The following is a 23,165-nucleotide window of genomic DNA, read 5'->3' as shown; positions in this document are numbered from 1 at the left end:
TGTTAATTGTGATATATACACCCCATGGAGCTTGACGATCTGCGAAGGCGCGTGGCCGGGGAAGAATTCGACTATCAGATGCTGATGGACGTTCTGCGGGAATACGACCGTCCCCGGGACAAGATCCGCGCGCTGCTTAAAAAGAAGTCGATCATTCGGGTCAAGAAGGGCCTCTATGTCTTCGGTGAAACGCTGGCCCGGCGTCCGTTTTCCCGGGAAGTTCTGGCCAACCTCATTTACGGACCCTCTTATATCTCTTTGGATTACGCTCTCCACTACTATGGCCTGATTCCCGAGCGGGTTGAAAGCATCACCTCCTGCACCCCGGGTCGCGGGCGTGAATTTTCGACACCGATCGGCCGCTTCAGCTATCGCCAGGTTCCCGCCGCCACGTATGCGCTGGGAATCGATCAGGTGGAAATCGACGAGGATCGCTCCTTTCTGATCGCGGTCCCGGAAAAAGCGCTTGCCGACAAGCTGATTGCCGATCGGGGGACCGCCATCATGAGCCCGGCCGACTTACGGGAGTATCTGGTACATCATCTGCGGATGGATCCTGCGGGACTGGCTGGCATGAAGACGGATCTCGTGGCGCGAATTGCCACCGCCTATCGTTCCCGGAAAATCCGCTGGCTGAGCCTCTTGATCCAACCACCGGCCGAAGGGGAAAAGCACGATGAATGAAGCGGTGGCCCGAATGCTCGCCCGCTACGAAACCCGGACGGTGGATAATCGCGTCCAGGCGCTGCGGGAAATCCTCCAAGAGATCGCCCTTCTGGGCCTCTGGCGAAGCAAGTTTTTCGAGAAAGCGGCTTTCTATGGCGGGACATCGCTCAGGCTTCTCTATGGGCTCGACCGGTTTTCCGAAGATCTGGACTTTTCGCTCCTTCGGCCGATGCCGGGTCTTCACACTGCCGGCGACCCGGCCCGCCGGGCGTGTGGAGGGCCGGGTTTCGATCTGCGGCAGTATACGGGCGCCCTGGAGCGGGAAATCGCCTCGTTCGGGTTCGATGTGCGGCTGGAAAAGAAGGAGAAAACAGCCGAGAGCAAAGTCCAGTCCGCCTTCCTCAAGGCCGACACCGTCAGACACCTCCTGATGATTAAAACCGCCGAACCGCTCCTGCGAAAGATTCCTTACGGGCAGACCATCAAGATCCGCCTCGAAGTCGACACCGATCCGCCGCCAGGATTCGAAACGGAAAATAAGTTCCTGCTGCATCCTATCCCGTTTGGTGTCCGCACCTATGTCCTCCCGGATCTTTTCGCGGGAAAGATGCATGCGGTCCTTTGTCGAAAGTGGAAGAACCGGGTCAAGGGCCGCGACTGGTACGATCTGGTGTGGTATGCGGCCAATCACCCGAAACTGCATGCGGCGCATCTGGCGCAGCGCATGATCCAGAGCGACGATCTGAAACCGGGCCTTTCCGTGACGCGCGACCGTTTCCTCTCCCTGGCCAACGCGGCCGTTGATCAGTTGGACGTCGCGATGGCCAGAAAAGAAGTCGAACCCTTTGTGAAAAACCCGGAGACCCTGGGCGCTTGGTCGCCGGCGTTTTTTCGCGACATACTGCAACGGATCGCACTGATTTAAGAGTACAGTTGACGCGGTGGCGGTCCGAAGCTCCAACAAGTAGAATGTGTCATTCATGAAAAAACGGCTCTTATTTGGTTTTGCTCTTGCCGGGGTATGTCTTTATTACGCCTGCCGGGGTCTTTCCATCCGGGAGATGGCCACGTCTTTCTCTCTGGCGAATCCGCGATGGATTCTGTTGGCTGTTGGAATTTACACGATTGGATTCTTTCTTCGAGCTCTGCGATGGACGATTTTGCTCGAACCCATCAAGATGATTCCGGCTTCTCAGCTCTTCGCCCCTCTGGCGATCGGCTTTTTTGCGAATAATATCCTGCCCTTCCGCATGGGGGAATTTGTCAGAGCCCATGTGACCGGGAGAAAATTCCGGATTTCACGCACCACCAGCTTGGGAACGGTTCTCCTCGAACGGATCTGCGACACGCTCAGTTTTCTGACCACATTTGCGGTCGTGGCCATTTTTTTCCCGTTTCCGGCATCGGTTGAAAAAGGCGCGGCGGCTCTGGGGACCTCCTGCGCGCTGGTGATTGCTGTCTTGATCATCATCATGCGGCATCAGGAACGGTTTCATGTGATCGTGGACCGGCTGCCGATGAAACCGGCCTGGCGTCTCAAAATACACGAGGCGGTGAGCCATTTCGCCCACGGGGTATCCGGCATGCGGCAATTACGGCATGTGTTCCGGGCGCTGGCGTTATCCCTCGTGATCTGGACAATCGAAGGAACGATGCTCTATCTGATGGCGCGGGCCTTCCAGGTCCCTTTGCATTATCCGCAAAGCTTCTTCCTGCTTTTCTTTCTGGGTCTTTCCGTCACGCTGCCGCAGGCCCCGGGCTATGTGGGGACCATGGAGCTCTTTGGCGTGACCGCGCTCGCGCTGCTGGGCATCCCCAAGCAACAAGGACTGCCGCTGATTCTGGCCATTCATGGAACGCAGTTTATCTATATCTGCCTGTTCGGGGCCTGGGCCATGTGGCATGAAGGCCTGTCGGTCCAGTCCTTGATGGCTAAACGTGACCCCGCCACCGACCCAGAATAATCCGCCGGTCCACTCCAATATCCCGTTAGCGTGACAATTTTCAGAAATAGTTGTACGATAAAACATTCATTAACGTCGACGATGAAACTCGATTATTGAAAGGATAGAACCAATTTATGAAACGCGTATTAGTTACGGGGGCGTTCGGATTTCTGGGCTCCCATCTGGCCGAAGCACTTCTGGACCGGGGCGACGACGTTATCCTGGTCGACAATTTTCAAAATAACGTTATCGCGAAGGATTTCTTCAGCAAATATAAAAACCTGAACGTTTTAACGATCCCGTGCTCGGATTTTACGTCGGACAAGAAAATCGACGAAATTTATCATTGCGCCAGCGTGGTCGGGCCGGCCGGTGTATTGCCCTTTGCGGGCCGGATCGGGCCGCTGATGGTGAACGACGGAAAGCACATGATGGAACTCGCCGCCACTCACAAGGCGAGGCTGCTATTTGTTTCCACGTCGGAGATCTATGGCCGGGACGGGTTTTTTTCCGAAGATGTGCCGAAAATCGTTCCCATTATCACGAGCGCCCGTCTCGAGTACGCCATCGGCAAACTCCTCTGCGAGATCATGCTGATCAATCGCCAACGGTCTCACGGGGATATTCAATTCAACATCGTACGCCCCTTTAACATCGCCGGGCCGCGCCAGAGCCCGAAAGGCGGATTTGTCCTGCCGCGATTCCTCTTGCAGGCGTTGCACAACGAGCCCTTAACGGTTTTCGGATCCGGAAATCAGATCCGGTGTTTCACGCATGTCCTGGATATCGTCAGCGGCATTTTCGCGATTATGAACTCCGATCGCGTGAATGAAGTATTTAACGTTGGGAACCCCGCCAACCTTACCACGATTCATGATCTGGCCAACCTGGTCAAACAAATCACAGGGACCCCGGCAGCCATCCAGAAGGTGGACCCCAAACAGATCTACGGATCGCTCTACGAAGAAGCCTTTGACAAAATCCCGGACAGCACCAAATTGACAACGGCTGTGAAATGGCAACCCACCCGCAGTCTGCGCATCGTGGTTGAAGATACGCTGACGTTTTACCGGGATCATCCTGAACTCACTCAACAACCCCTCGCTGCCGCTCGATGAAGCTGTTAGTTGGGATACCGGCTTTTAATGTCGCCCCGCACATCGAAGACGTTCTGCGCCGTATTGACCGAAACGCCGTCTCCGAAATACTGGTCGTTGACGATGGCAGCACCGATGCCACTCCGGCCGTCCTGAAAACAATCCCAGGCCTCACAGTGATTCGACACCCGTCGAATCAAGGATATGGCGCCACGCAGAAGACCCTTCTGCGGTATTTCCAGGAACACTATCAGGATGCCGGCAACGATGTGCTCGTTTTTCTTCACGGCGACGGGGAAATGAAGCCGGAGGAAATCCCCGACTTGCTGGAGCCTCTCCGGAACGATCCGTCGCTGGATATCTGCTTCGGCTCACGGCCTCTTCGGGCCCGGCAGGAATCCCGGGACGATTCGACCCATCGCCCCCAATGGAAGCGCTGGATGGATGCCGGCATTACCTCCTTCCTGAATCAACTCCTCGGCCTGCGATTTTCGACATACTTTGGCGGGTTTCGAGCCATCCGGTTGTCGGCGGCCCAAAAGCTCTGTGTCGACCATCTGGATAACCGTCATTTCTTTGACCAGCAGTTGATTGTCCAGACAGGCAAACTCGGATTTCGGATACAGGAAGTCCCTATATCCAACGTCGAAACAGGCGGGTTATCGAATTACAGCAAACTGAAAGTGGGCTTGGCTCTGCTTCGGATGGCCTTCTGGCCGGCAACGTTCTGGAAGACCACCCGACAAAGAAGCAGCTGCATGGTCTGCGGTTCCGACGCGTGGCGCTTATGGATCAGTCCGAACACAGCCCCCGCTCGAATTACCAACATTCACAGCGATGAGTTCGGCCTGGCGCTGAGCCTCTTCCGGTGCGCGGCGTGTGGGTTTATCCGCGTGGATCCCCGGGAAATGCCCGGCGACATTGAAGCGGGCTACGAAACATTTTCGGATCCTGTCTACCTGAGCGAAAAAGACAGCCGGGTCCAGGCCTTTCAGCCGATCGTCGAGCAACTGGCGCGAGAGAGCCCACCGCCGGCCAAGCTACTTGAAATCGGGAGCGGCGCCGGGTTCTTTCTGAAGGCCGCGCACGACCGGGGCTACCGCGCCGTCGGCATCGAGCCCAGCCGGGAACGCTGCCGGTATGCCGTCGAGCAATTGGGGCTGGACGTGCGCCAGGGAACTTACGATCGGGCCGCTGTCCCGGAATCCGGTTTTGACATTGTCGTCATGGCGGATGTTTTTGAGCACGTCCTGGATCCGGATCAGCTCATGCGATACATCTCGGGAAAATTGCGCCCGGGCGGATACCTGCTGATGATCGATCCGGATGTGGACAGCTGGATGGCGCGAGGCCTGAAACAGCGCTGGTGGGGAATCAACAAAGTCCACTTCCATTACATCGGCCGCCGGACCATCCAATCCTTGCTCGGCCGTTATGGTCTGCAGACCCTCCGGATTCAGACGTTTCCTCACGTCTTCACACTCGTACACTGGTCACGTTTTTTAAGGAATTACCAGAAATGGATGGCCGACGCGTTTGACCGGCTGATCAAGGCCCTGCATCTGGGACATCATCGAATCCGGCTGAACGCGTTTGATTTCATAACGATTCTAGCCAGAAAAAGTGAATGACGCGCTCACGAATTATCGCGGCTGTCGGATTCTTTCTATTCCTTTACGTCCTCCTGTCTTTTCCCTACCTGCACAACCTTCCGCGCGCGGATGAAATTGACTTTCTGTACTTCCGGACCGCGATCATCGACACCGGTTTCCCGATAATACCCACGGGTTCCTCGAATGAACTGTTTTTAACCGGACAAGGCTCCTGGAACAATCAATGGGGCGCTGATATCGGCCTCTGGCATCCGCCGTTTTATCTCTATCTCATCTCCCTTCTGACCGGGACCCGAAGCGCCTGGGGGGCTCGTGTTCTGGGTCAGGCCTGTTTTATGATCAGCCTTCTCTTGTGTGTTTTCTGGCTGAGACAACGGGCAAAGAAGAAAGCGCCTTCGACGCCCTGGGCGCCCCAAGTCCTCACGTTATCCGCTTTGGCGGCCCTTAACCCTTACTGGCTTCGCGGCAGCCTGCTGATTGATATCGATACGAGCATTATGACGCTGGCCGGCGTGGGTCTTCTCGGCTTGATGACCTGGCTCCTGGATAACTGGCGCTTTCAGCGCAGCCTCGTCCTGATCGTCTACCTATCGATCTGCCTCTGGATCAAAGAAACAACTCTCGTCTGGTTTGCCGGTATCGGCCTGGCCTTTCTGTTCCATCGCGAATGGCGAATTTTCCGTCAGTGGTGTTTTTTGGTTATCGCCGGAGTGATCCTGTTCATGATGACCTGGTGGCTTTATACAAAGGCGATGGGGGTCCCCTGGGATTTTATGCTGGGGCTTCACGCCCAGAGCACCAAGTTTCAGGAAGCCGCCTCGCTGTATGAACGGATCAGTGCGGTCCGCTGGTACGCGGCCTGGATGTCCATCCCCGTTTTTGTCTTGTATCTCTATAGCCTGATCCGCCGGACGTTCACGGCACCCCTCCGCGACCGTTCACTCGCGGATGATTTGCCGCTTTTTATCGGCGCGACCGGGTTTATCCTCTATACTCTCTGCATCCCGACGGTGGATAAATATCTGGTTCCCTTCATGCCGTTTCTCCTCTTGACCATTGTGCAATCCCTGGACTTTTCCGTGCCCGCTTCCGGAATCAAGCGCATGGCCCTGCTTTTCCTGGCGGCCCTGGCGCTGACTTTCTGGCTGGCGCCGGACATCGTGGTCATCCCTTCCCTGCAACAACAGCTGACGACTCATTCTTTCCGGGGCTGTCTAACGGATATCCGGTTCGTCCGTTATTTGAAAGCGATAGCCGATTTTGTAATCATCCTGGTATTGGGTCTGCGGGTTTTGACGGGATCCATCCGCTCACGAATAACCCTCGGCCTGGTGGTGGCCGCTCTCGCGGCGAATCTCGTTGAATTATCTGTTTTAAAGCGTTATCCGTACACGCTGCTCAACCCCAAGGACGATCCTGGCTATACGGAAACGATTGATTTCCTGAACCATCATCTGACAGGGACGGAGGGGATCGCCAGCTACAAAGATATCGGATACAACACGCGGAGCCATGCGCGCACCTTGCCCCTTGACCGGGAGATCAGCGTGGCGCTCAGGGAAAACGGGGGGGTACCTGTCACGCTGGTCCCCGACGGTTTGTCTTCCCGGAACCCCATCCGCTATGTCGTGTTGCAGACCCAGGACGTGAAGGCGTGGGGCACTCTGAAGAAATTCATTCACGGCCCGATGCGGCCTTATCAACGGTTTGGAGCCTATGACATCCTCAAAGTCGATTAATCCGCCGTCATTCACGTCCCCGGCTAACAATATCGGCGCCAGCGCGATTCTGCTGGGCGGCGGCCAGTTTTTAACGCGGCTCATCAATTTCGGCTGGATGATCTATTTTGCCAAGCATCTGGGGCCGTCGGATTTTGGTTTATACAACACGACGATGAGTTTTGTGGCGCTGGTTTTACCCGTCTCGAATTTCGGCATCAGCCTGGCGGTCATCCGGGAGGCGACCCGGCGCGCTGCTGAGGCGCCGAAATTATTTGGCTCGTTTTTCTGGATCCGTTTGCTCTCGAGCCTTGTCCTCTGGACCGGGCTGATGATTGTCCTGCCGGTTCTGGGATATCCCCAGTTCATGTGGAAAGTATTTTTGCTGGCCGGCGCTCACCTGGCCGTGACAACCATCACCCAGGTCGGCGAAGCGATCTATATCGCGCATCAGAGAACAAGCTATCTCTGGGCCACCCAACTCGCTTCGGCCATCGGGTGGGCGTTGCTGGGGTTCTGCGTTTTAAGCAACGGGAAAGGCCTGAACTGGCTGTTCGGGGCGATGGTCTTGAATAGCGTTCTCATCGCCGCCGCCCACGCGTGGGTCGTGAAGCATCGCTTTGAATGGCCGGACTTTACGCTGGATCGAACCACCATGGTCCGTGAATTGAAAGAGGGCGCGCCCATGGGCGGCGTGTCCTTGTTTAACACCGCCGGCGAAAAACTGGACCGGGTCCTTTTATCGCTTTTCTGCGCGCCGCTGATTGTCGGCTATTACAGTCTGGCGTCGATCTTAATGTTGACGGTGGTTGAAACCGTCTGGCACCCCTTTATGACGGTACTTTATCCCATTATGTCCCGGGCCGGCGTCCATCACGACGTCGACCTTCCCTGGATCTGCCGGAAAGCGATTTTGTGGACGGCCGTCCTGGCCTTTCCGGCCACCGCGACACTGCTGTTCTTCTCATCAACCATCGTGCAGCGGATCTGGGGAATGGCTTATGAACCGACCGGCCGGCTGCTGGCTCTTCTCGCCTGCTGCCTTCCCTTCGTGGCCTGGAACAGGATCTTCGGCAATCTCCTCATCACCTCCCATGAGGAAAAAGCTTACTTCCAGATCAACGCCGGAACGTTTGTCATGACGCTCTCGCTCAATTGCCTCTTGATGCCCCGTTTTGGAGCGGACGCCGCGGCCTGGGTTTTCATTCTCTCCCAAGTCGTACAATCCGGGCTGTACTTCCTCGTCATTCGAAAACGAATTCACCGCATCTGGGAACCTCTTCGATTGACCGCTGTGCTGGGCACCACCCTGCTCTGTTTTGCCCCGCTTCTCTGGGTCCCGCACCGTTTAGTCGCCTTCTTGATCATCATCCCGATTTTTATAATCACCCTGTATTGGAAGCTTTTCGACGAAGAAGACCGCACCCTGGCCAAACGCTGGACGCGGCATCTTCTTCAAATTCCAACGGCGGTCGTGCTCCCATGAGACAAACCGTGGAACGGGCTTCTCAGCCTTTGAAATATGATCGCCCGGCAGGATTAGCCCTGAATGAAGGATACCCATGGGCCGCGGATAAACAGGCGCTGGCCTGGATCCCTGAATCCTCGCGCGTTCTGGAATTGGGTTGTTCAACCGGCTACATGGGGCGGTATCTGGTTCAAACGAAAAAATGCTCCGTCGTTGGCGTTGAGCAAGACGCCGCCTCCGCGGCACGGGCACAAGCCTACGAAAAGGTCATCGTGGGGGACCTGGACGACCCGGCGGTCCTCGAAAGCCTCCCGGGGAGCTTTGACGTCATTGTCTGCCTGTCGATTCTGGAACACTTGAATGACCCGCTGGACGTCTTACGACGGCTCAAAACCAAATTAGAACCGCAGGGGAAACTCATCATCGCTCTCCCCAACATCGCCCATTGGTCCATCCGGTGGAATTTGTTACTGGGACGCTTTCATTATCAGCCCACCGGAATCCTGGATGAAACCCATTTACGATTTTTTAACTCTCGAACCGCCCGGGAATTGGTCATGAAAGCGGGGTATATCGTTCAGGCCTTCTCGATAGATCCCGATATGGGAATCCCATTCCTGCAACCTATCATCCGGCGGATCCCGGTCATCGGCTGGCCGCTCTTGTGGAAAGCCTATAACGTGTTTCCAAATCTTTTCGGGTATCAGATCCTCATCCAGGCTGGAATCCCTTGAGCCCGCGCCCGAAAATCGCGCTGGTTCACCACAATCTGCTGCAAAACAAAGGCGGAGGGGATTTTGTCGCGGCCTGGCTCCTCGATGCGCTCCACCAATCGTTTGATCTCTCTTATCTGACCTGGGGACAGACGATCGACTGGAACGCCCTCAACAGCTATTACGGCACACGGATCGACCCCTCCAGGGTCACAACCTATTACTGCCCCTCTTTAACGCTCCTGAAGGCCCACCAAAGGCCTTTCAGGCTGATCCTCGCGCTCTATGAGCGATTCGTCAAGCAGTTGGCTCCGCGGTTCGATCTTCTGATCTCCACGTACAACGAATTTGATTTCGGCGTCCCCGGGATTCAATACATTCACGGTCCTTCCCGCAGCACGCTCGGCGCGCAGCTTTACCTGTCCCAATACAAGGAATCGGGTTGGCGGAAACTGTACTATCGTTTGTGCGATCAGATTTCGCACTTCCAGCCGGATCACATCCTCCAGAATACGACGCTGGTCAATTCGATATGGGGCAAAGACGTATTCCAGCGAACCTACCCCGGAACGGACGCTGAGGTGGTTTACCCGCCGGTGGTTTTGCCCGGAAACAATCCGGCTCCCTGGGAGCAGCGGCATACGGGTTTTCTCTGCGTGGGGGATCTCTTGCCGGAAAAGAAGGTGGATCAGGCGGTCCTGCTGATTCGCCAACTCCGGGAGAAAGGGTTCTCCGTCGATCTGCATCTGATCGGGGACGGGAAAAGCCCTTACGCCGAACGCGTGAAACGGATGGCCAATCCAGCTCAAGGCATTTTCTGGGAGGGCCGGCTCAATCGAGCGGGCATTACCTCCTTAATGAACCGGTTCCAATACGGGATTCATATGCGGGATTTTGAAGGCTTTGGCATCGCCATCGCCGAAATGATCAGCGGGGGAATGATCCCTTTTGCGCATGAGGGAGGGGGACAGGCTGAAGTTCTCGGGAATGATTCACGGATCCTCTGGAAAGATCCCGATGATGCTCTGCAAAAGATCATCCGCCTGCTGCAGGACAAGGCCCTGCAGATCGCCGTTCAAACCACGCTGCTGGAACGATCGCGCGAATTCACCCTCGAGAAATTCCAGGAGAAGATTCACCAGATCGTCGAACGAACCCTCACAAAACAGTCCCCTGGACCTGGAGACTGTGTCGCAATTCGTCATCCCCGGCGGTCGCTGGCCGGGGATCCAAGAATTGCGAACGACAATGATGGATTCCCCGCCAGAGACTGCGGGGAATGACGAAATGTATCGTTATGACACGATCTCCTGACGCCATGGACCTCTCGATTTCCATCGTGAATTACAACGGCGAAATCTATTTAAGCCCATTGCTGGACTCGATCTACACCCGGCCGCCGTCCTGCCTGTTTGAGGTTTTCGTGGTGGATAACGCCTCGAGCGACAACAGCGTATCCTTGATTCAGCGCCGCTACCCGCAGGTCAAACTCACGATCAATTCTGAAAACACGTACTACGCTCAAGGCACGAATAGTAACCTGGCCATGGCCACGGGCCGGTATGTGCTGATTTCAAACAATGACGTGATGTATGAATCGGACTGCCTCGACCGCATGGTCCGGTTTATGGACCAGCATCCGGAGATTGGCATCCTAGGGCCGCAGGTCCTCCGCATGGACGGATCGATCCAGGAAAGCGGCTGCCGCTTTCAAACCATCGCCTTCGCGCTCTTTGAGTACCTCTTTCTGAATTACTTATTTCCAAATAATCCGGTCCTCCGGAACTACTCGTACGCGGGATGGGACCGTAAAAGCCTTCGCCCCGTGGATTTCGTCGGAGGAGCCTGTTTTCTGATCCGCCGGAGCCTCTACGAACAGATCGGCGGCCTGGATGCGGCTCATTTCCTCTTTTACGGGGAAGAGGCCGATTACTGCCGCCGGGCCTGGCAAGCCGGGTGGCAGGTGGTGTATTATCCCGACGCGCGGGTTCGCCACCATGTGGCCGGGACCACGCGAGCCGTTGAACCCTGGGCTATTTTTCGCCTGCGGCACCGGAGTCTGTTGAATTATTACCGGAAATACTACGGTCCGGGCGTCTACTGCTTTTTAATGCCGTTTTTCGCGTTCCACACTTCGGTCGTATTCATCCGGGAGCGGTTTCGACGATGAAGATCTTATTTATCGCCCACAGTTTTCCCTATCCGCTGCATGAAGGCGTGCGCCTGCATGTTTACCATCTGCTCAAGCACCTCTCGGCCCATCATGAAATCCATTTCATCTGCTTTACGGAATCCGCTCAAGAAAAAGAGTATCTTCCGCGCATCACGCCGTTCTGCCGGTCGGTCGACGTGGTCGAACACAAGGTGCCGAAGCAGGCCTGGAAGAGACTCTTCAATATGCTGTTCCAGCCCGACCCTTATGCCGTATACCAATTTCAATCCGCACGGATGCACCAAACCATCGAGAGAGCCGCCAGGCAATTTCAGCCGGACATCGTTCATATCGATTTTGTCAGCATGGCTCAATACGCGCCTCGACTGAAGGAATGGCCGAAGATCTTTTTCCCTCATGACGCCATGTCCATGCTCTTCGAGCGCAACATTTCAGCCGAACGCAACGGATTGTTCCGCATGTATATGGTCAGCCAAACCCGCAAGATGAAAGCCTACGAGTCCAAGATACTTCCCTGGTTTGAAAAAACGGTTGTCGTCTCACCGGTGGACCGGGACGTTCTTCAGGGCCGCAGCCCCGGCGCCGCCATCGAGTGGAATCCCAACGGGGTTGACACGGATTATTTTCAACCGCAGCCTGTCCCGGTGAAATCCAACGTGGTCTTATTCCGGGGGATCATGAGTTTTCTCCCGAATTACGATGCCGCCATGTTCTTCGCAAAAGAGGTGCTTCCGCTGATCTGGGCGCAGCGCCCGGATACGGAGTTCCGGATTGTCGGCGACGCGGCCCCGAAGGAATTGCGGGCCCTGACCGGCAGCGAGCCGCGTATCCGGCTGACCGGTTTTGTCCCGGATCTACGCGAACCCATGGCCGAAGCCGCGGTGATCGTCAGCTCGATGCGCATCGGCTCAGGGATCAAGAACAAAATCCTCGAATCGCTGGCGATGGAAAAGGCCGTTGTCGCCACACCCATGAGCCTGGCGGGGATTGATTCCCGGGATGGGGAGCATCTATTGACCGCCGATACACCCGAGCAATTCGCCCGGCAAACCCTCCGGCTGTTGAAAGACCCTTCTCTTCGGGAAACCCTGGGCAAGAAGGGCCGCGAATTCGTGCTCCAAAACCATTCCTGGTCCGCTCATACCGAAACGTTTGTCCGCTATTATCGGGAAGCGATCGAGGCTCGAAAGATGATACGATAATCCCAAAATGATCCGGAAAACACGCGTCAAAATTGATCCCGGCCACACCATTGATCCCGACGTTATTCTGGGATACCCATCTCCGCGTAAAGGGAAAAGGCCCAGCCTCTCCATCGGGCGGAAAGCCCGGATTCGATCCGGATCCGTTATTTATGCCGGCACGTCGATCGGATCGGAGTTCGAAACAGGCCACCATGTGATCGTCCGGGAGGATAATCGCTTAGGAGATTCCGTAAAAATCTGGAACAACTCGACGATTGATTACGGCTGCCGGATCGGCCACGGGGTCAAGATCCATTGCAACTGCTACATCGCCCAGAACAGTATTCTGGAAGACAACGTTTTCCTGGCCCCCGGAGTCATTTTTGCCAATGATCAATACCCCGGGAATGCCGCGTCAGGAAAACAACTGCGCGGGCCGACTCTTCGGAAGGGCGTCCAAGTCGGCGTGAATTCCACGCTGCTCCCTTATATCACGGTCGGGGCAGGCACCTTGATCGGCTCGGGAAGCGTGGTCACCCGCGATTTGCCCGCCGGCGTCGTGGCCTGGGGAAATCCCGCCCGGATTCACAAACGGGTTAAAGATTTAAAGATCGCTGAAACCCTGCGGGTTCTTAATCGGAAGACCCGTTAACGGCGAGGATCCATTGTCCGCGTCCATCTCCATCAGCATTCCGGCCTACAATGAACAAGAGACCATCGAGCCCCTCATCCGGGAATCGCTCTTGGTTCTGGCCAAACGCACGGACGATTACGAGGTCGTTGTCATTAACGACGGCAGCACCGACCGCACGAGAACCATCGTCGACGCGCTGTCCCGCGAAAACCCCCGCGTCAAAGTCTTTCATCATGAGCGCAACATGGGCTTTGGGGCCACGCTCAAGGATGTCTTTCAAAAACCAACAAAAGAGATCGTTTTCTTTATTCCCGGCGACGCGCAGATCGCTCCCGGAGAGATGGACAAACTCCTGCCGGCCCTCGATTCCGCTGATTTGATCCTCGGCTGGCGCCGCGACCGTCAGGACGCCGGTTTCCGGAAACTCCTCTCGGGAACCTACAATCTTCTGATCAGCTTATTCTTGCGGGCGCGAGTCCATGATGTAGACACCGTTGTGGTATTCAAACGGTCGCTGATCAACGCCATTCACTTTTCCGCTGACAGCGCGTTTGTCCATGCGGAGTTGCTCCTCGAAACCCACCGGAAAGGATTCCGCTGGATCGAACAGGTGATTTCTCACCGCGAGAGGCAAAGCGGATCCTCGACGATTTTCAAGCTCAAGGTCATCTTGCCTGTATTCCGGGATATTTTTCGATACATCGTCCGTCGCCTCTTTTTTCAATGAAACACCCTGAGCTCATCGGCCTCCTCGCGATCGCGCTTCTTTTGCGGCTGGCCTGCGTCCCCTGGGGACTTCCGAGCCAGACCGGCACGCTTTCCTCCAACCACCCGGACGAAACCTATACCTTCCTGGCCCTGGAACACATGAAATCGACGCATAGCCTTCACCCGGGCCTCGGCCTGCTCTACGGAAGCTTGCACACGTACATGACCGGAGCGCTGCTGGGAGCGGCCATGGTGACAGGCTTTGTTCATCCCGGCTCGCGGGATTATCTGCTGGACCATCCGGAGATGCTGGACCGGATGTATCTGACGGCTCGCCTCTTTTCTGTTTTGGCAGGGCTCTTGAGCCTGTGCGTGCTTTTTGTTCTGGCCCGGCGATGGGCGGGCAGACGAACCGCCTTCTTTGCGGCTTTCGTGCTGGCTTTTGCGCCCGGGGCCATCATCTACAACTCCTACATCAAAGTGGAATGTCTGCTTCTCTTCTGGATCGCGCTGATCGCGGCGTCCGCCCAACGCTACCTGGCTAAACGCGAACCGCGCGGGTTGGTGGTGACGGGAGCCCTCATCGGCCTGGCCGCCGCGACCAAATACACCGGAGGGATTTTTATCCTCGCTCTGCCGGTCTTGCTATGGCTTGGAAACGGTTCCTTTAAATCCCTTTTGGGAGGGATTCTGGCCAGCGCGGTATTTTTTCTGATTGGGAATCCCTATGCGTTACTGGATTTCCCGTCTTTTCGTGCCGCGCTGGTGCAACAGAGCGGCATGGCGGTTAATGCCCCCTTATGGGAAATCGGTCAGGGCAATGGTTTCTGGCGGATGGCTTCCTATTATGTCCCTTTTGCCGTTGGCTGGGGCCCCTGGCTGATCTCCCTCGTCGGCGTCTTTTTGCTGATTCGGAAAAGAGAGGACAATTTTGCGCGATTTGTGGCGATGATGGCGCTGATGTCTTTTCTGGCCGCCGCCATTCCGCCCACGCGTTTTGTCGGCTACACCATTCCCATGCTTCCATGGATTGTCCTCGCCGGCGCCTACGCTCTGAATTGGTTCTGGACGGAAGTGCGAGGGGGTTCTTGGCTGGTCTGCGTTGTCCTGGCGACTCAGGCGGCCTTCGCGGCCGGCTTTGTGTCCCTGGCCCGGCCGCCTGACCCGCGGACACAAGCTAGCCAATGGCTCCAGACACATGTACCCAAAGGAACGTCCGTCGGAATCTTCAAAAGCTATTTCTGGACGCCGGCCATTTTGAGACAACGAAATTCACCCTTTCAGGTAATGAGAGCTTCCGAGGATCAAGATGCCCTGGGGACCGGCCAAACGCGATTCAAAAGCCTGAAACCGTTGCCCCGGTGGTGGGTTGTCTCCGAACTCGAAACCCGGGAGTATTTGCGCAGCCCGACATGGTATCCTGAACAGGCGGCGGGGATTCGGGCTCTTTTTGACACGTATGAGGTGAAGGCCTCCTTCTCCAAACCGGTTCCTTTCGGGAGATGGCGTCAATGGAGGAGACCCCTGCCGTGGGATTACCGGTATTTAGCGCCGTCTATCGATATTCTGCACATCAAGGAGAATGGGTCTCATGACTAAGCGATCGTCCGAACAACGCCGCATCCCCTGTGCTGTCGTCGGCTATGGGTATTGGGGACCCAACCTGGCACGCGTTTTGACGGAACACCGCGCGTTTGAGCTCATCAGCATCTGCGACAAATCGCCCAAATGTCTGGAACGGATCAGCGAACGATACCCGCTTTTGCGTACGCCGGCCAATTTCAACGACATCCTGCTGGACCGTTCGATTGAGGCGGTGGCCATCGCGACCCCTGTGGGAAGCCACTACGCGCTGGTCCGGCAGGCTCTGGAGAACGACAAACATGTTCTGGTTGAAAAACCGCTGTGCACCTCGGTTCCAGAAGCCCGCCGGCTGATCGCGCTGGCCCGCCGGAAAAAACGAGTTCTAGCCGTCGGACATACGTTTCTCTATAGTCCTCCGGTCTTAAAAATCCATCAGATGCTTTTAAACAAGGAATTGGGAGAATTGTTCTATGTAGACTCGTCCCGCGTCAACCTCGGGTTGTTTCAGCCGGATGTGGACGTCTTCTGGGACCTGGGCCCGCATGAAGTCTCGATCGCCCTCTTATGGCTGGGGAAAGATCCTGTTCGCGTCCGCGCCATCGGAACCTCTCATGTCCGCCGGCGCATCGCTGAAGCGGGGTATTTGACCATGGAATTCCCCGGAGGAGTCATGTACCAGAGCCATCTCAGCTGGCTGGCTCCCGTGAAACTCCGCCGGACCTCCCTGGTGGGGTCGGAAAAAATGGTTGTGTACAACGACGCGGCCAGCGACGAGCGCGTCAAGGTTTATCATCGAGGCGTCGTGAAGAATCCTGAAACCTTCGGCGAATTCCAGCTGACCTACCGCTCCGGCGATGTCGTCAGCCCGAAGATCGATACCGTCGAGCCCCTTCATTCCCAGTGCGACGCCTGGGCCAAAGCCATTACGCAAGGCGGCCCGCTCCGGTCAGGGGGAGAATTCGGATTGCGCGTGGTCCGCGTCCTGGAAGCCGCCCAACAATCCCTGCGCCGGAACGGAATGCCGGTCACCCTCAGGCATGCCTGACATTCGCCGCCGGCATCTTTGGATCCTCCTGGCGATTCTCCTGCTCGGGCTGGGCCTGCGTTTTCGGGGAATTTCGTGGGGACTCCCTGACCAAAGCCGCTATTACCACGGTAGTTCCTATCATCCCGATGAACAATCCATGTTCTACGCCTTAAAAGAAATCAGCTGGAGCCGCCGGCAATTTTATCCGACCGATCCGATCATCGGCTGCCGCGGAACCCTCCAGATGTATACCATCGGTCTGGCCTTGACGGTTTGCCGGCCCTGGCTGACGATTCGCCCGGACAGCACCTATTATCAAGAGCACCCGCAGGAGCTTTCCCGCATTTACCGTGTCGGGCGATGGGTCAGCGTCCTCCAATCCTTGGCCGCGGTCATCGCCCTGTTCTGGCTGAGCACCCTCAAGACAGGGAATTCACGGACCGGGCTTATCGCGGCGGCCTTATTAGCCGTTTCGCCAGTGCATGTCGTGAATGCCCATTACATTTCAACGGATTCGGCTTTTACCCTGTATTTGATTTTGTTGGGAATCGCCTGCTTACGGATCTACCAAAAGGGATCGTTGTCCGCCTTCGGATGGGCCGGCTTCGTTTTCGGTTTGTTGACCGCCAATAAATTCAACGCGGTCAGCGCCCTTCTGATCCCATTGACCGCCGATGTATTGCGCCATCAGGGGATCAAACCCGGGAAGAACTGGATTCTGTTCACGGGAACAGCGGTTGCCGGATTTTTGATCGGCTGCCCGACCCCCGTGCTGGGCCCTCATGATTTCGTGGCGCTCCTGCATCACCTGAAAACCATGAGTCTCATGAAATTCAGCCCGCTGATGGACGGTTCTTTCCCGCCCTCGAATCTCATGTTTTATGGCCTTGAGGCTTTTTATTTCGGGCTGGGAATTCCTTTATGGATCGCGGTTCTCGCCGGAACCGCACGAGCCTTGTTCCGCCGCGATCCCGGCGACATGATCTGGTGGCCCTGGCTGGTGATCTTCTTCGTCCTCATCACGAATACGTCCTGGCGCGTGATGCGCTGGATCATTCCGTTGCTGATCCCCATGTTTCTTTGGACAGCGGAGTGGCTGAGCACGATCCGCGGACGAAAAACCATCCTGGCGGTTGTTCTGCTCGGAACAACGGTGTACTCGGCATGCTATGTTTATGCCATGTCGACACCCGACGTCAGGGATACATCCTCGGATTGGATCGCCGAGCATTGGCCACCGAACGCCCGAGTCGGATTCACCCAAAAACCCTACTTATGGGATCCCACGATTTTTCAGATGCCGTATTTTCATCCGCAGACTTCCGGCAAGAACCCGGATCAACCGGCTTTCAAAATTTATCCGCTGGATGAATCCCTCCAACAACTGCAGCTCACGCAACCCGATTACCTGGTGGCGAATGATTATTTCACGGGGGTTTACCGGCTGAATCCGTCCGCTTATCGTCTGTTGCCAGCCGGCCAATTTCTAGCGGAGGTATTTAACCCGGCGGCTTACCGCACCGTCGCGACATTCGGTAAACGTGTTCGTCTTGGTCCCATAGACCTGTATGGAAAAGATCTTCGTTATCCGCATGATTGGCGTTATCCCTTTCCAACGATCACGCTGATGGAAAAAGTACCGTAATGACATCCCTGCCCGTTTCATCGGCTGATTTAGAGCGTGACGCGCGCGTCCGCCAACGATGGAACCAGCTGGCGCCGAGACGCGACCACTGGATTCATCGCAACCGCTTCTATTACGAACAACTGGCCCGGTTTATGCGCGCGATGGTCCCCGAAGGCATGTCCGTCCTTGAAGCCGGCTGCGGAACCGGTTACCTGCTGAAGCAGCTCCCCGGGCGGAAAGCGACCGGCGTTGATTTCTCCGAAGAACTTCTGGCTCGCGCGCGCCAGGCTCTCCCGGACGCATCCTTTGAATGCCGGAATATCCAATATGACGTCCTCGGGGGTTCCTACGACTACCTCATTGTTTCCGACGTCATCAATGACCTGACCGACCTCTGGGCCGCTCTGAGGAATCTTCGGGGCGTTTGTCATGACAAAACGCGGGTCGTCTTCACCTACTTCAACCCGGCCTGGCAGGTATTTATCCCTCTGGCGAAAGCCCTTCATCTCCGGATGCCGCGCGAGGATGAAAACTGGTTCGCTTCGGAAGACCTGCGCCAGCTCCTGGAAATCAATCGTTTTGAAATCATCCGGGAGGGGAGTGGCGTGTTTTTCCCGCTCTATATCCCGCTGATCACCAATTTTCTCAACCGGTATTGCTCACATTGGCCGGGCCTTCGGGCTTTTTCGTTCTCACGCTTCATGATTGCTCGGCCGGCCGCCGCTCCCGTCTCAGACCCCGCGCAGTCCAGTTGTTCCGTGGTGGTTCCCTGCCTGAATGAGCGAGGGAACATCGAGGCGATTATTAACCGGGTCCCGGTGATGGGGAAAAACACCGAGCTCCTTTTTGTCGACGGGGGATCTACCGACGGGACCTGGGAGCTGATCCAGGAGAAGATCCGCACCGACCAAGGACCGTTGACCCTTCGGGGACAGCAGCAAAAGGGCCAAAAAGGGAAAGGCCAGGCGGTCCGGGAAGGGTTTGATGCTGCCTCGGGAGACGTCCTCATGATCCTGGATGCCGATATCACGGTGCAGCCGGAAGATCTGCCCAAGTTTTTTCTGGCCATCGCCGAGGGGCATGCGGAGTTCGTCAACGGCTCCCGGCTGGTGTATCCGATGCAGGAAAAATCCATGCGCTTCCTGAATGCGCTGGCCAACTACTTTTTCGGAAAGTTCCTTTCCGGCATTATCAGCCAGCGGCTGATGGATACGCTCTGCGGAACCAAAGCGCTTTTGCGTCAGAGTTATCAGGCTATCAAAGCCAATCGCAGCTTTTTCGGCGATTTTGACCCCTTTGGCGACTTTGATTTAATCTTTGGCGCGGCCCGCCTGAACCTCAAGATCGTCGAGATCCCTATCCGGTATCAGGCGCGGACCTATGGAACAACAAAGATCCGCCGGTTTTATCACGGGTGGTTGCTGGTCAAAATGTGTCTGTACGCCATGAAGAAATTCCGCTGATGCATAAGGACGCTTTCTGATGAAACTATCCGATGACGCTCGCAAACAAATCGAGAGGGACCATGGCCGCCGGATTATCGACAAGGCTCCTTTCTTTTGGGGACGCAACTCGCAGGCCGGGCTTCGCCGGTTGGAAAATCGAATTAACGATCTCAAGTCGTTTTTCGGACCGATGGAAAGCAAAACCCTTCTGGAACTCGGCTGCGGCACGGGGCTTTGGACAGACTATTTAGCGCAAACCCAGGCGTCCATTACGGCTCTGGACATTTCCAAAGAATTGCTGGACCGGGCCCAAGCCCGCCTCCAAAACCCCAGAGTCCGCTTCCTCGTCGGTGACGCGGAACAACTTCCATTTCCAGACGAATCATTTGACTGCGTGTGCGGAATATCCGTTCTTCACCATCTGGATGTTCCCAAGACGCTGGCCGAAGCCTATCGCACACTCAAACGAGGCGGCCGCATCTGGTTCAGCGAGCCCAACATGCTCAACCCCCAGATTATGATCCAGAAAAACGTTCCGATTATTAAACGCTGGGCTGGAGACACCCCCAGTGAAACCGCTTTCTTTCGCTGGTCTCTGGCCGGACAATTCCGCGCCGCCGGCTTCCGGAATGTCGTTGTTCAGCCGTTCGATTTTCTGCACCCCTGGCTACCCGATGCGTGGACCGGGTGCATGGACTCCGTCGGGCACACTCTGGAGAAAACCGTCCTGCTTCGGGAAATCGCGGGATCCGTCTATGTCCATGCGGAAAAGTAAAACCTACCGCTGGCAGCTGATCATTCCGTTCCTCGGGCTGCTGCTTCCGCTCCATTTCCACGGGCTCGACTGGGGGACGCCGGCTCTCGCGAAATCCCTTCAGATCTTCGGATCCATGGAAAACCTCCGCCGTCAGATTCCGGCGCTTCTTTCAAGCCGCGATCAATTGTTTGAACGCTATGAGGCGGCTCTGGCTCAAAGCGGCTCGTTTTCGGACGCCGAACGCCGGGCCTTCGTCAACAAATCGCCGTCCGAACTCCTTCCGGCCTGGAGCCGGATACCGGCTTCCGCTGTTTTAGGCGATTCACGGGCCTACCTCATCGGCGTGATCAGCGATGATCAACAGACCCTTTCCGCTCTTAGTCGATTCAAACCCTGGACCGGTCAGTGGGATCCCCAGCTGTACACCTATGGAGCCTTTTACCTGGCTTCCATCGGGACTCTGGAGGGGTTGCGCCTCATCCCGGTGGGTTTGCAGACGGTCCGTTCCCTGCCAGCCCTGATGGAAGCACCCGACACGATCGCCTTGATGTACCGCTGGGCACGCGGTTTCAGTGCGGTCTGCAATCTTCTGATCGCCCTGCTGATGATTTACCTCGGCAGCCGGTTCATGATGCTGCCGGCCGCGCTGGCCGGCGGACTGTTCTTCCTGAGTTCGCGGCTGGTGGTTGTGCAGAGTCATCTTGCCAAGCCGCATGCTCTGGGTGTTCTATTGATCATTCTTTCAGTCATCGTGCTGACGAACCGGCGTCAATCGCCCCGGTATGGGCTGGCGGCTGCCCTTCTCGGGTTGTCCGCGGCCTGTCTTCTCACGAATTATCTGGCTTTTCTGATCCTGCCGCTTGGGTGGCTTGTGCTCTACCCGCGGAAAAACCGTTTTCAGTCTCTTCTGGCAGCGGCTCTCGGAATTGCCGCCGTCGTCTCGATGATCTTCAACCCATTTATGTTTCTCCACCCGAACGCCTTTTTACAGAAGGTTTTCCATCATCATATGGATGTTTATGCGCAGGGAAAACTTAACCTGGCGGAATCCCTTCTTTTCCTGAAACATTTTATGATTCACGGAACCGGTCTCCTGGCTTTGCCGCTCATCGCCCGGGGGATTTGGAACGGCCTGGCCCGGAAGGATTCACGGACATCCCTTCTTTTGGGGCTGCTACTGTCCTATGGGCTGGTGGACGCGCTTTGGCTGCGGCATGAAGGAGTCGCTCTGATTATCGTCGCGGCAAGCGCTTATTTTCTTTCCCTGGGTTTGAATGGCCTTTTTGAAAAATGGAAATCCAGCCGGATGGCCGTTTGTCTGATTGGAATCTACACGGCCGGGCTTCTGGCCTGGCCGGTTCAAAAGGAACTCCGCGATTGGCCGCGTTATGCCCGGTGCGGCACGATGACCGAAACGGGAAAATGGATAAACGAGAACATCCGGCCGGGCACACCGATAGGAATTGTCAACGGCAACATTACCCCCGCCACCGTCCCGCCGTTTGCCTTCGACAACCATCCACTGATCGTTGTACCGAATGTGTCTTTGAAATGGCAGAATACGGCGGCCCTGCCGCCGTATATTATTACGGCCGAGTCGAACCTCTCTCCGGATCTCAAAACCCTGCTGCCGACGTTCTATCACCCTGTTCTGGATAATCCGGCCCGGGCCGCGGAATTCTTTCCTTACCTTCCGACCTTCGAAAATATGCGGGTCGTGATCTGGGAGATCAACGAACGATCATGACCACACGCATGGCTCTCATCAAACTCGGAGCGCTCGGCGATGTGGTTCGGACCACCAGTATCCTCCGTCCGCTGCATCACCGGTATCCCGGCTGTGAAATCACCTGGATCACGCTTCCATCCGCCAGCCCCCTGCTGGCACGAAACCCTTGGATCACGCGCATCGTCGACCGGGAACAGGATGCGGCGGCATTGGAAAAGGAATCCTTCGAGAAGATTATCTGCCTTGATGAAGACCGCCGGGCCGCCGCGCTGGCCGCGCGGTTGAAGGGGGAGAAATTCGGGACGTATTTGACCGACAGCAACACCGTCACCTATACCCCTTCCTCTCAGGCGTGGTTCGGAATGAGCCTGCTGAACCGCGACCCCGATGGCTCTCTCCAAACAGCCAATCGATTGAAACAGGCCAACCGGAAAACGTACCCCCGGATTCTTCTGGAAATGCTGGGACTCACAGACGCTCCGAAAGAAATGACCGAACCGATCCTCATCCCCCATCCGGAAGAGGAAGCACGGGCCGCGGAATTTCTTCGGCGGCAGGAGCAGCCCAAGTCGCATCCTCTTCTGGGAATCAACACCGGAGCTGGCCCGCGATGGATCAATAAACAGATGACCGTGGAAGCCACCGCGCGCCTGGTCACGGCTCTCCAGAAAGCGGGATACCGCCGCGGGCTGCTGCTGGGAGGCCCCGACGAAAAAGAACGGAACGCTCAACTCCTGCAAAACACCGGAACTTTTTTAATCGACACCGGCACGGATAACTCCCTGGCCCGCTTTATTTCCATCGTGAACCTCTGCGAGGCGGTGATTACAAGCGACAGCCTCTGCATGCATGTGGCCCTGGCGCTTCAGAAGAAAGTCATCGCGTTCTTTGGACCGACCTCCCCTGCGGAAATAGATTTCAACGGGCGCGGAGCCCCGTGGCTGCCGGCTCATTCCTGTGAGTGTTATTACCTCACGAAATGCCGGGCTCCTCAATTTTGTCTCGAGACATTAGATCCCGCCGCATGCCTTCAGTTGTTGAATCAGTTCGTGCCGATCGCCCAGGGGGCGCTCTAA

Annotated in this window: 20 protein-coding genes; all 20 read left to right on the top strand. The window is 56.2% G+C overall.

All coding sequences use genetic code 11. The features are described 5' to 3' along the window. Positions 1 to 24: 24 nt before the first annotated feature. The 20 genes from WC859_01090 to WC859_00995 all read left to right on the top strand — a co-directional run bounded on the left by WC859_01090 (position 25) and on the right by WC859_00995 (position 23,165). Positions 25 to 684: a hypothetical protein gene (locus WC859_01090; GenBank protein ID MFA5974745.1), complete on the top strand. Its 660-nt coding sequence runs from the start codon at positions 25 to 27 to the stop codon at positions 682 to 684. Continuing rightward, the gene (locus WC859_01085) at positions 677 to 1,591 is read left to right on the top strand and encodes a nucleotidyl transferase AbiEii/AbiGii toxin family protein (protein ID MFA5974744.1); all 915 of its coding nucleotides are present in this window, start codon (positions 677 to 679) and stop codon (positions 1,589 to 1,591) included. The genes WC859_01090 and WC859_01085 overlap by 8 nt, the downstream gene beginning before the upstream one ends. Before the next feature lie 55 nt (positions 1,592 to 1,646). Further along, positions 1,647 to 2,630 carry a lysylphosphatidylglycerol synthase transmembrane domain-containing protein gene (locus WC859_01080; GenBank protein MFA5974743.1) on the top strand — a complete coding sequence of 328 codons (984 nt, stop codon included), beginning with the start codon at positions 1,647 to 1,649 and terminating at the stop codon, positions 2,628 to 2,630. 116 nt (positions 2,631 to 2,746) lie between these two features. Next, entirely contained in the window at positions 2,747 to 3,730 is a 984-nt protein-coding gene (locus WC859_01075; GenBank protein ID MFA5974742.1) for an NAD-dependent epimerase/dehydratase family protein, read from the top strand. Next, positions 3,727 to 5,340, top strand: a complete 1,614-nt coding sequence (locus WC859_01070) for a bifunctional glycosyltransferase/class I SAM-dependent methyltransferase (protein MFA5974741.1) — start codon at positions 3,727 to 3,729, stop codon at positions 5,338 to 5,340. Before WC859_01075 ends, WC859_01070 begins: the two co-directional genes overlap by 4 nt. Further along, complete coding sequence (locus WC859_01065; GenBank protein ID MFA5974740.1) at positions 5,337 to 7,061, top strand: hypothetical protein; 1,725 nt, start codon at positions 5,337 to 5,339, stop codon at positions 7,059 to 7,061. Before WC859_01070 ends, WC859_01065 begins: the two co-directional genes overlap by 4 nt. After that, positions 7,039 to 8,526, top strand: coding sequence for a flippase (locus WC859_01060; protein MFA5974739.1), 1,488 nt, complete (start codon positions 7,039 to 7,041; stop codon positions 8,524 to 8,526). Before WC859_01065 ends, WC859_01060 begins: the two co-directional genes overlap by 23 nt. Next, complete coding sequence (locus WC859_01055) at positions 8,523 to 9,242, top strand: class I SAM-dependent methyltransferase (GenBank protein ID MFA5974738.1); 720 nt, start codon at positions 8,523 to 8,525, stop codon at positions 9,240 to 9,242. Before WC859_01060 ends, WC859_01055 begins: the two co-directional genes overlap by 4 nt. Then, positions 9,239 to 10,504: a glycosyltransferase gene (locus WC859_01050; GenBank protein ID MFA5974737.1), complete on the top strand. Its 1,266-nt coding sequence runs from the start codon at positions 9,239 to 9,241 to the stop codon at positions 10,502 to 10,504. Before WC859_01055 ends, WC859_01050 begins: the two co-directional genes overlap by 4 nt. Positions 10,505 to 10,518: 14 nt before the next feature. Next, positions 10,519 to 11,391 (top strand): glycosyltransferase family 2 protein, encoded by an 873-nt coding sequence (locus tag WC859_01045; GenBank protein ID MFA5974736.1) that lies wholly within the window; start codon positions 10,519 to 10,521, stop codon positions 11,389 to 11,391. Next, a complete protein-coding gene (locus WC859_01040; protein ID MFA5974735.1) occupies positions 11,388 to 12,596 on the top strand; it encodes a glycosyltransferase family 4 protein in 1,209 nt (402 codons plus the stop codon). Before WC859_01045 ends, WC859_01040 begins: the two co-directional genes overlap by 4 nt. Positions 12,597 to 12,603: 7 nt before the next feature. Next, positions 12,604 to 13,230, top strand: coding sequence for an acyltransferase (locus WC859_01035; GenBank protein MFA5974734.1), 627 nt, complete (start codon positions 12,604 to 12,606; stop codon positions 13,228 to 13,230). A gap of 13 nt (positions 13,231 to 13,243) precedes the next feature. Further along, on the top strand, positions 13,244 to 13,939 hold the full coding sequence (locus tag WC859_01030; protein MFA5974733.1) for a glycosyltransferase family 2 protein: 696 nt from the start codon (positions 13,244 to 13,246) through the stop codon (positions 13,937 to 13,939). After that, complete coding sequence (locus WC859_01025) at positions 13,936 to 15,519, top strand: glycosyltransferase family 39 protein (protein ID MFA5974732.1); 1,584 nt, start codon at positions 13,936 to 13,938, stop codon at positions 15,517 to 15,519. The genes WC859_01030 and WC859_01025 overlap by 4 nt, the downstream gene beginning before the upstream one ends. Further along, a complete protein-coding gene (locus WC859_01020) occupies positions 15,512 to 16,549 on the top strand; it encodes a Gfo/Idh/MocA family oxidoreductase (GenBank protein ID MFA5974731.1) in 1,038 nt (345 codons plus the stop codon). Before WC859_01025 ends, WC859_01020 begins: the two co-directional genes overlap by 8 nt. Further along, positions 16,542 to 18,176, top strand: a complete 1,635-nt coding sequence (locus tag WC859_01015) for a glycosyltransferase family 39 protein (GenBank protein ID MFA5974730.1) — start codon at positions 16,542 to 16,544, stop codon at positions 18,174 to 18,176. Before WC859_01020 ends, WC859_01015 begins: the two co-directional genes overlap by 8 nt. Continuing rightward, positions 18,176 to 19,621, top strand: a complete 1,446-nt coding sequence (locus tag WC859_01010; protein MFA5974729.1) for a glycosyltransferase — start codon at positions 18,176 to 18,178, stop codon at positions 19,619 to 19,621. The genes WC859_01015 and WC859_01010 overlap by 1 nt, the downstream gene beginning before the upstream one ends. Positions 19,622 to 19,640: 19 nt before the next feature. Beyond that, a complete protein-coding gene (locus WC859_01005) occupies positions 19,641 to 20,378 on the top strand; it encodes a methyltransferase domain-containing protein (protein ID MFA5974728.1) in 738 nt (245 codons plus the stop codon). Beyond that, entirely contained in the window at positions 20,365 to 22,107 is a 1,743-nt protein-coding gene (locus tag WC859_01000) for a hypothetical protein (protein MFA5974727.1), read from the top strand. The genes WC859_01005 and WC859_01000 overlap by 14 nt, the downstream gene beginning before the upstream one ends. Continuing rightward, complete coding sequence (locus WC859_00995) at positions 22,104 to 23,165, top strand: glycosyltransferase family 9 protein (protein MFA5974726.1); 1,062 nt, start codon at positions 22,104 to 22,106, stop codon at positions 23,163 to 23,165. The genes WC859_01000 and WC859_00995 overlap by 4 nt, the downstream gene beginning before the upstream one ends.

Source organism: Elusimicrobiota bacterium (assembly GCA_041660185.1).
Taxonomy (GTDB): domain Bacteria; phylum Elusimicrobiota; class Elusimicrobia; order 2-01-FULL-59-12; family 2-01-FULL-59-12; genus JBAZWU01.
This window is presented reverse-complemented; position numbering and strand designations above follow the sequence as displayed.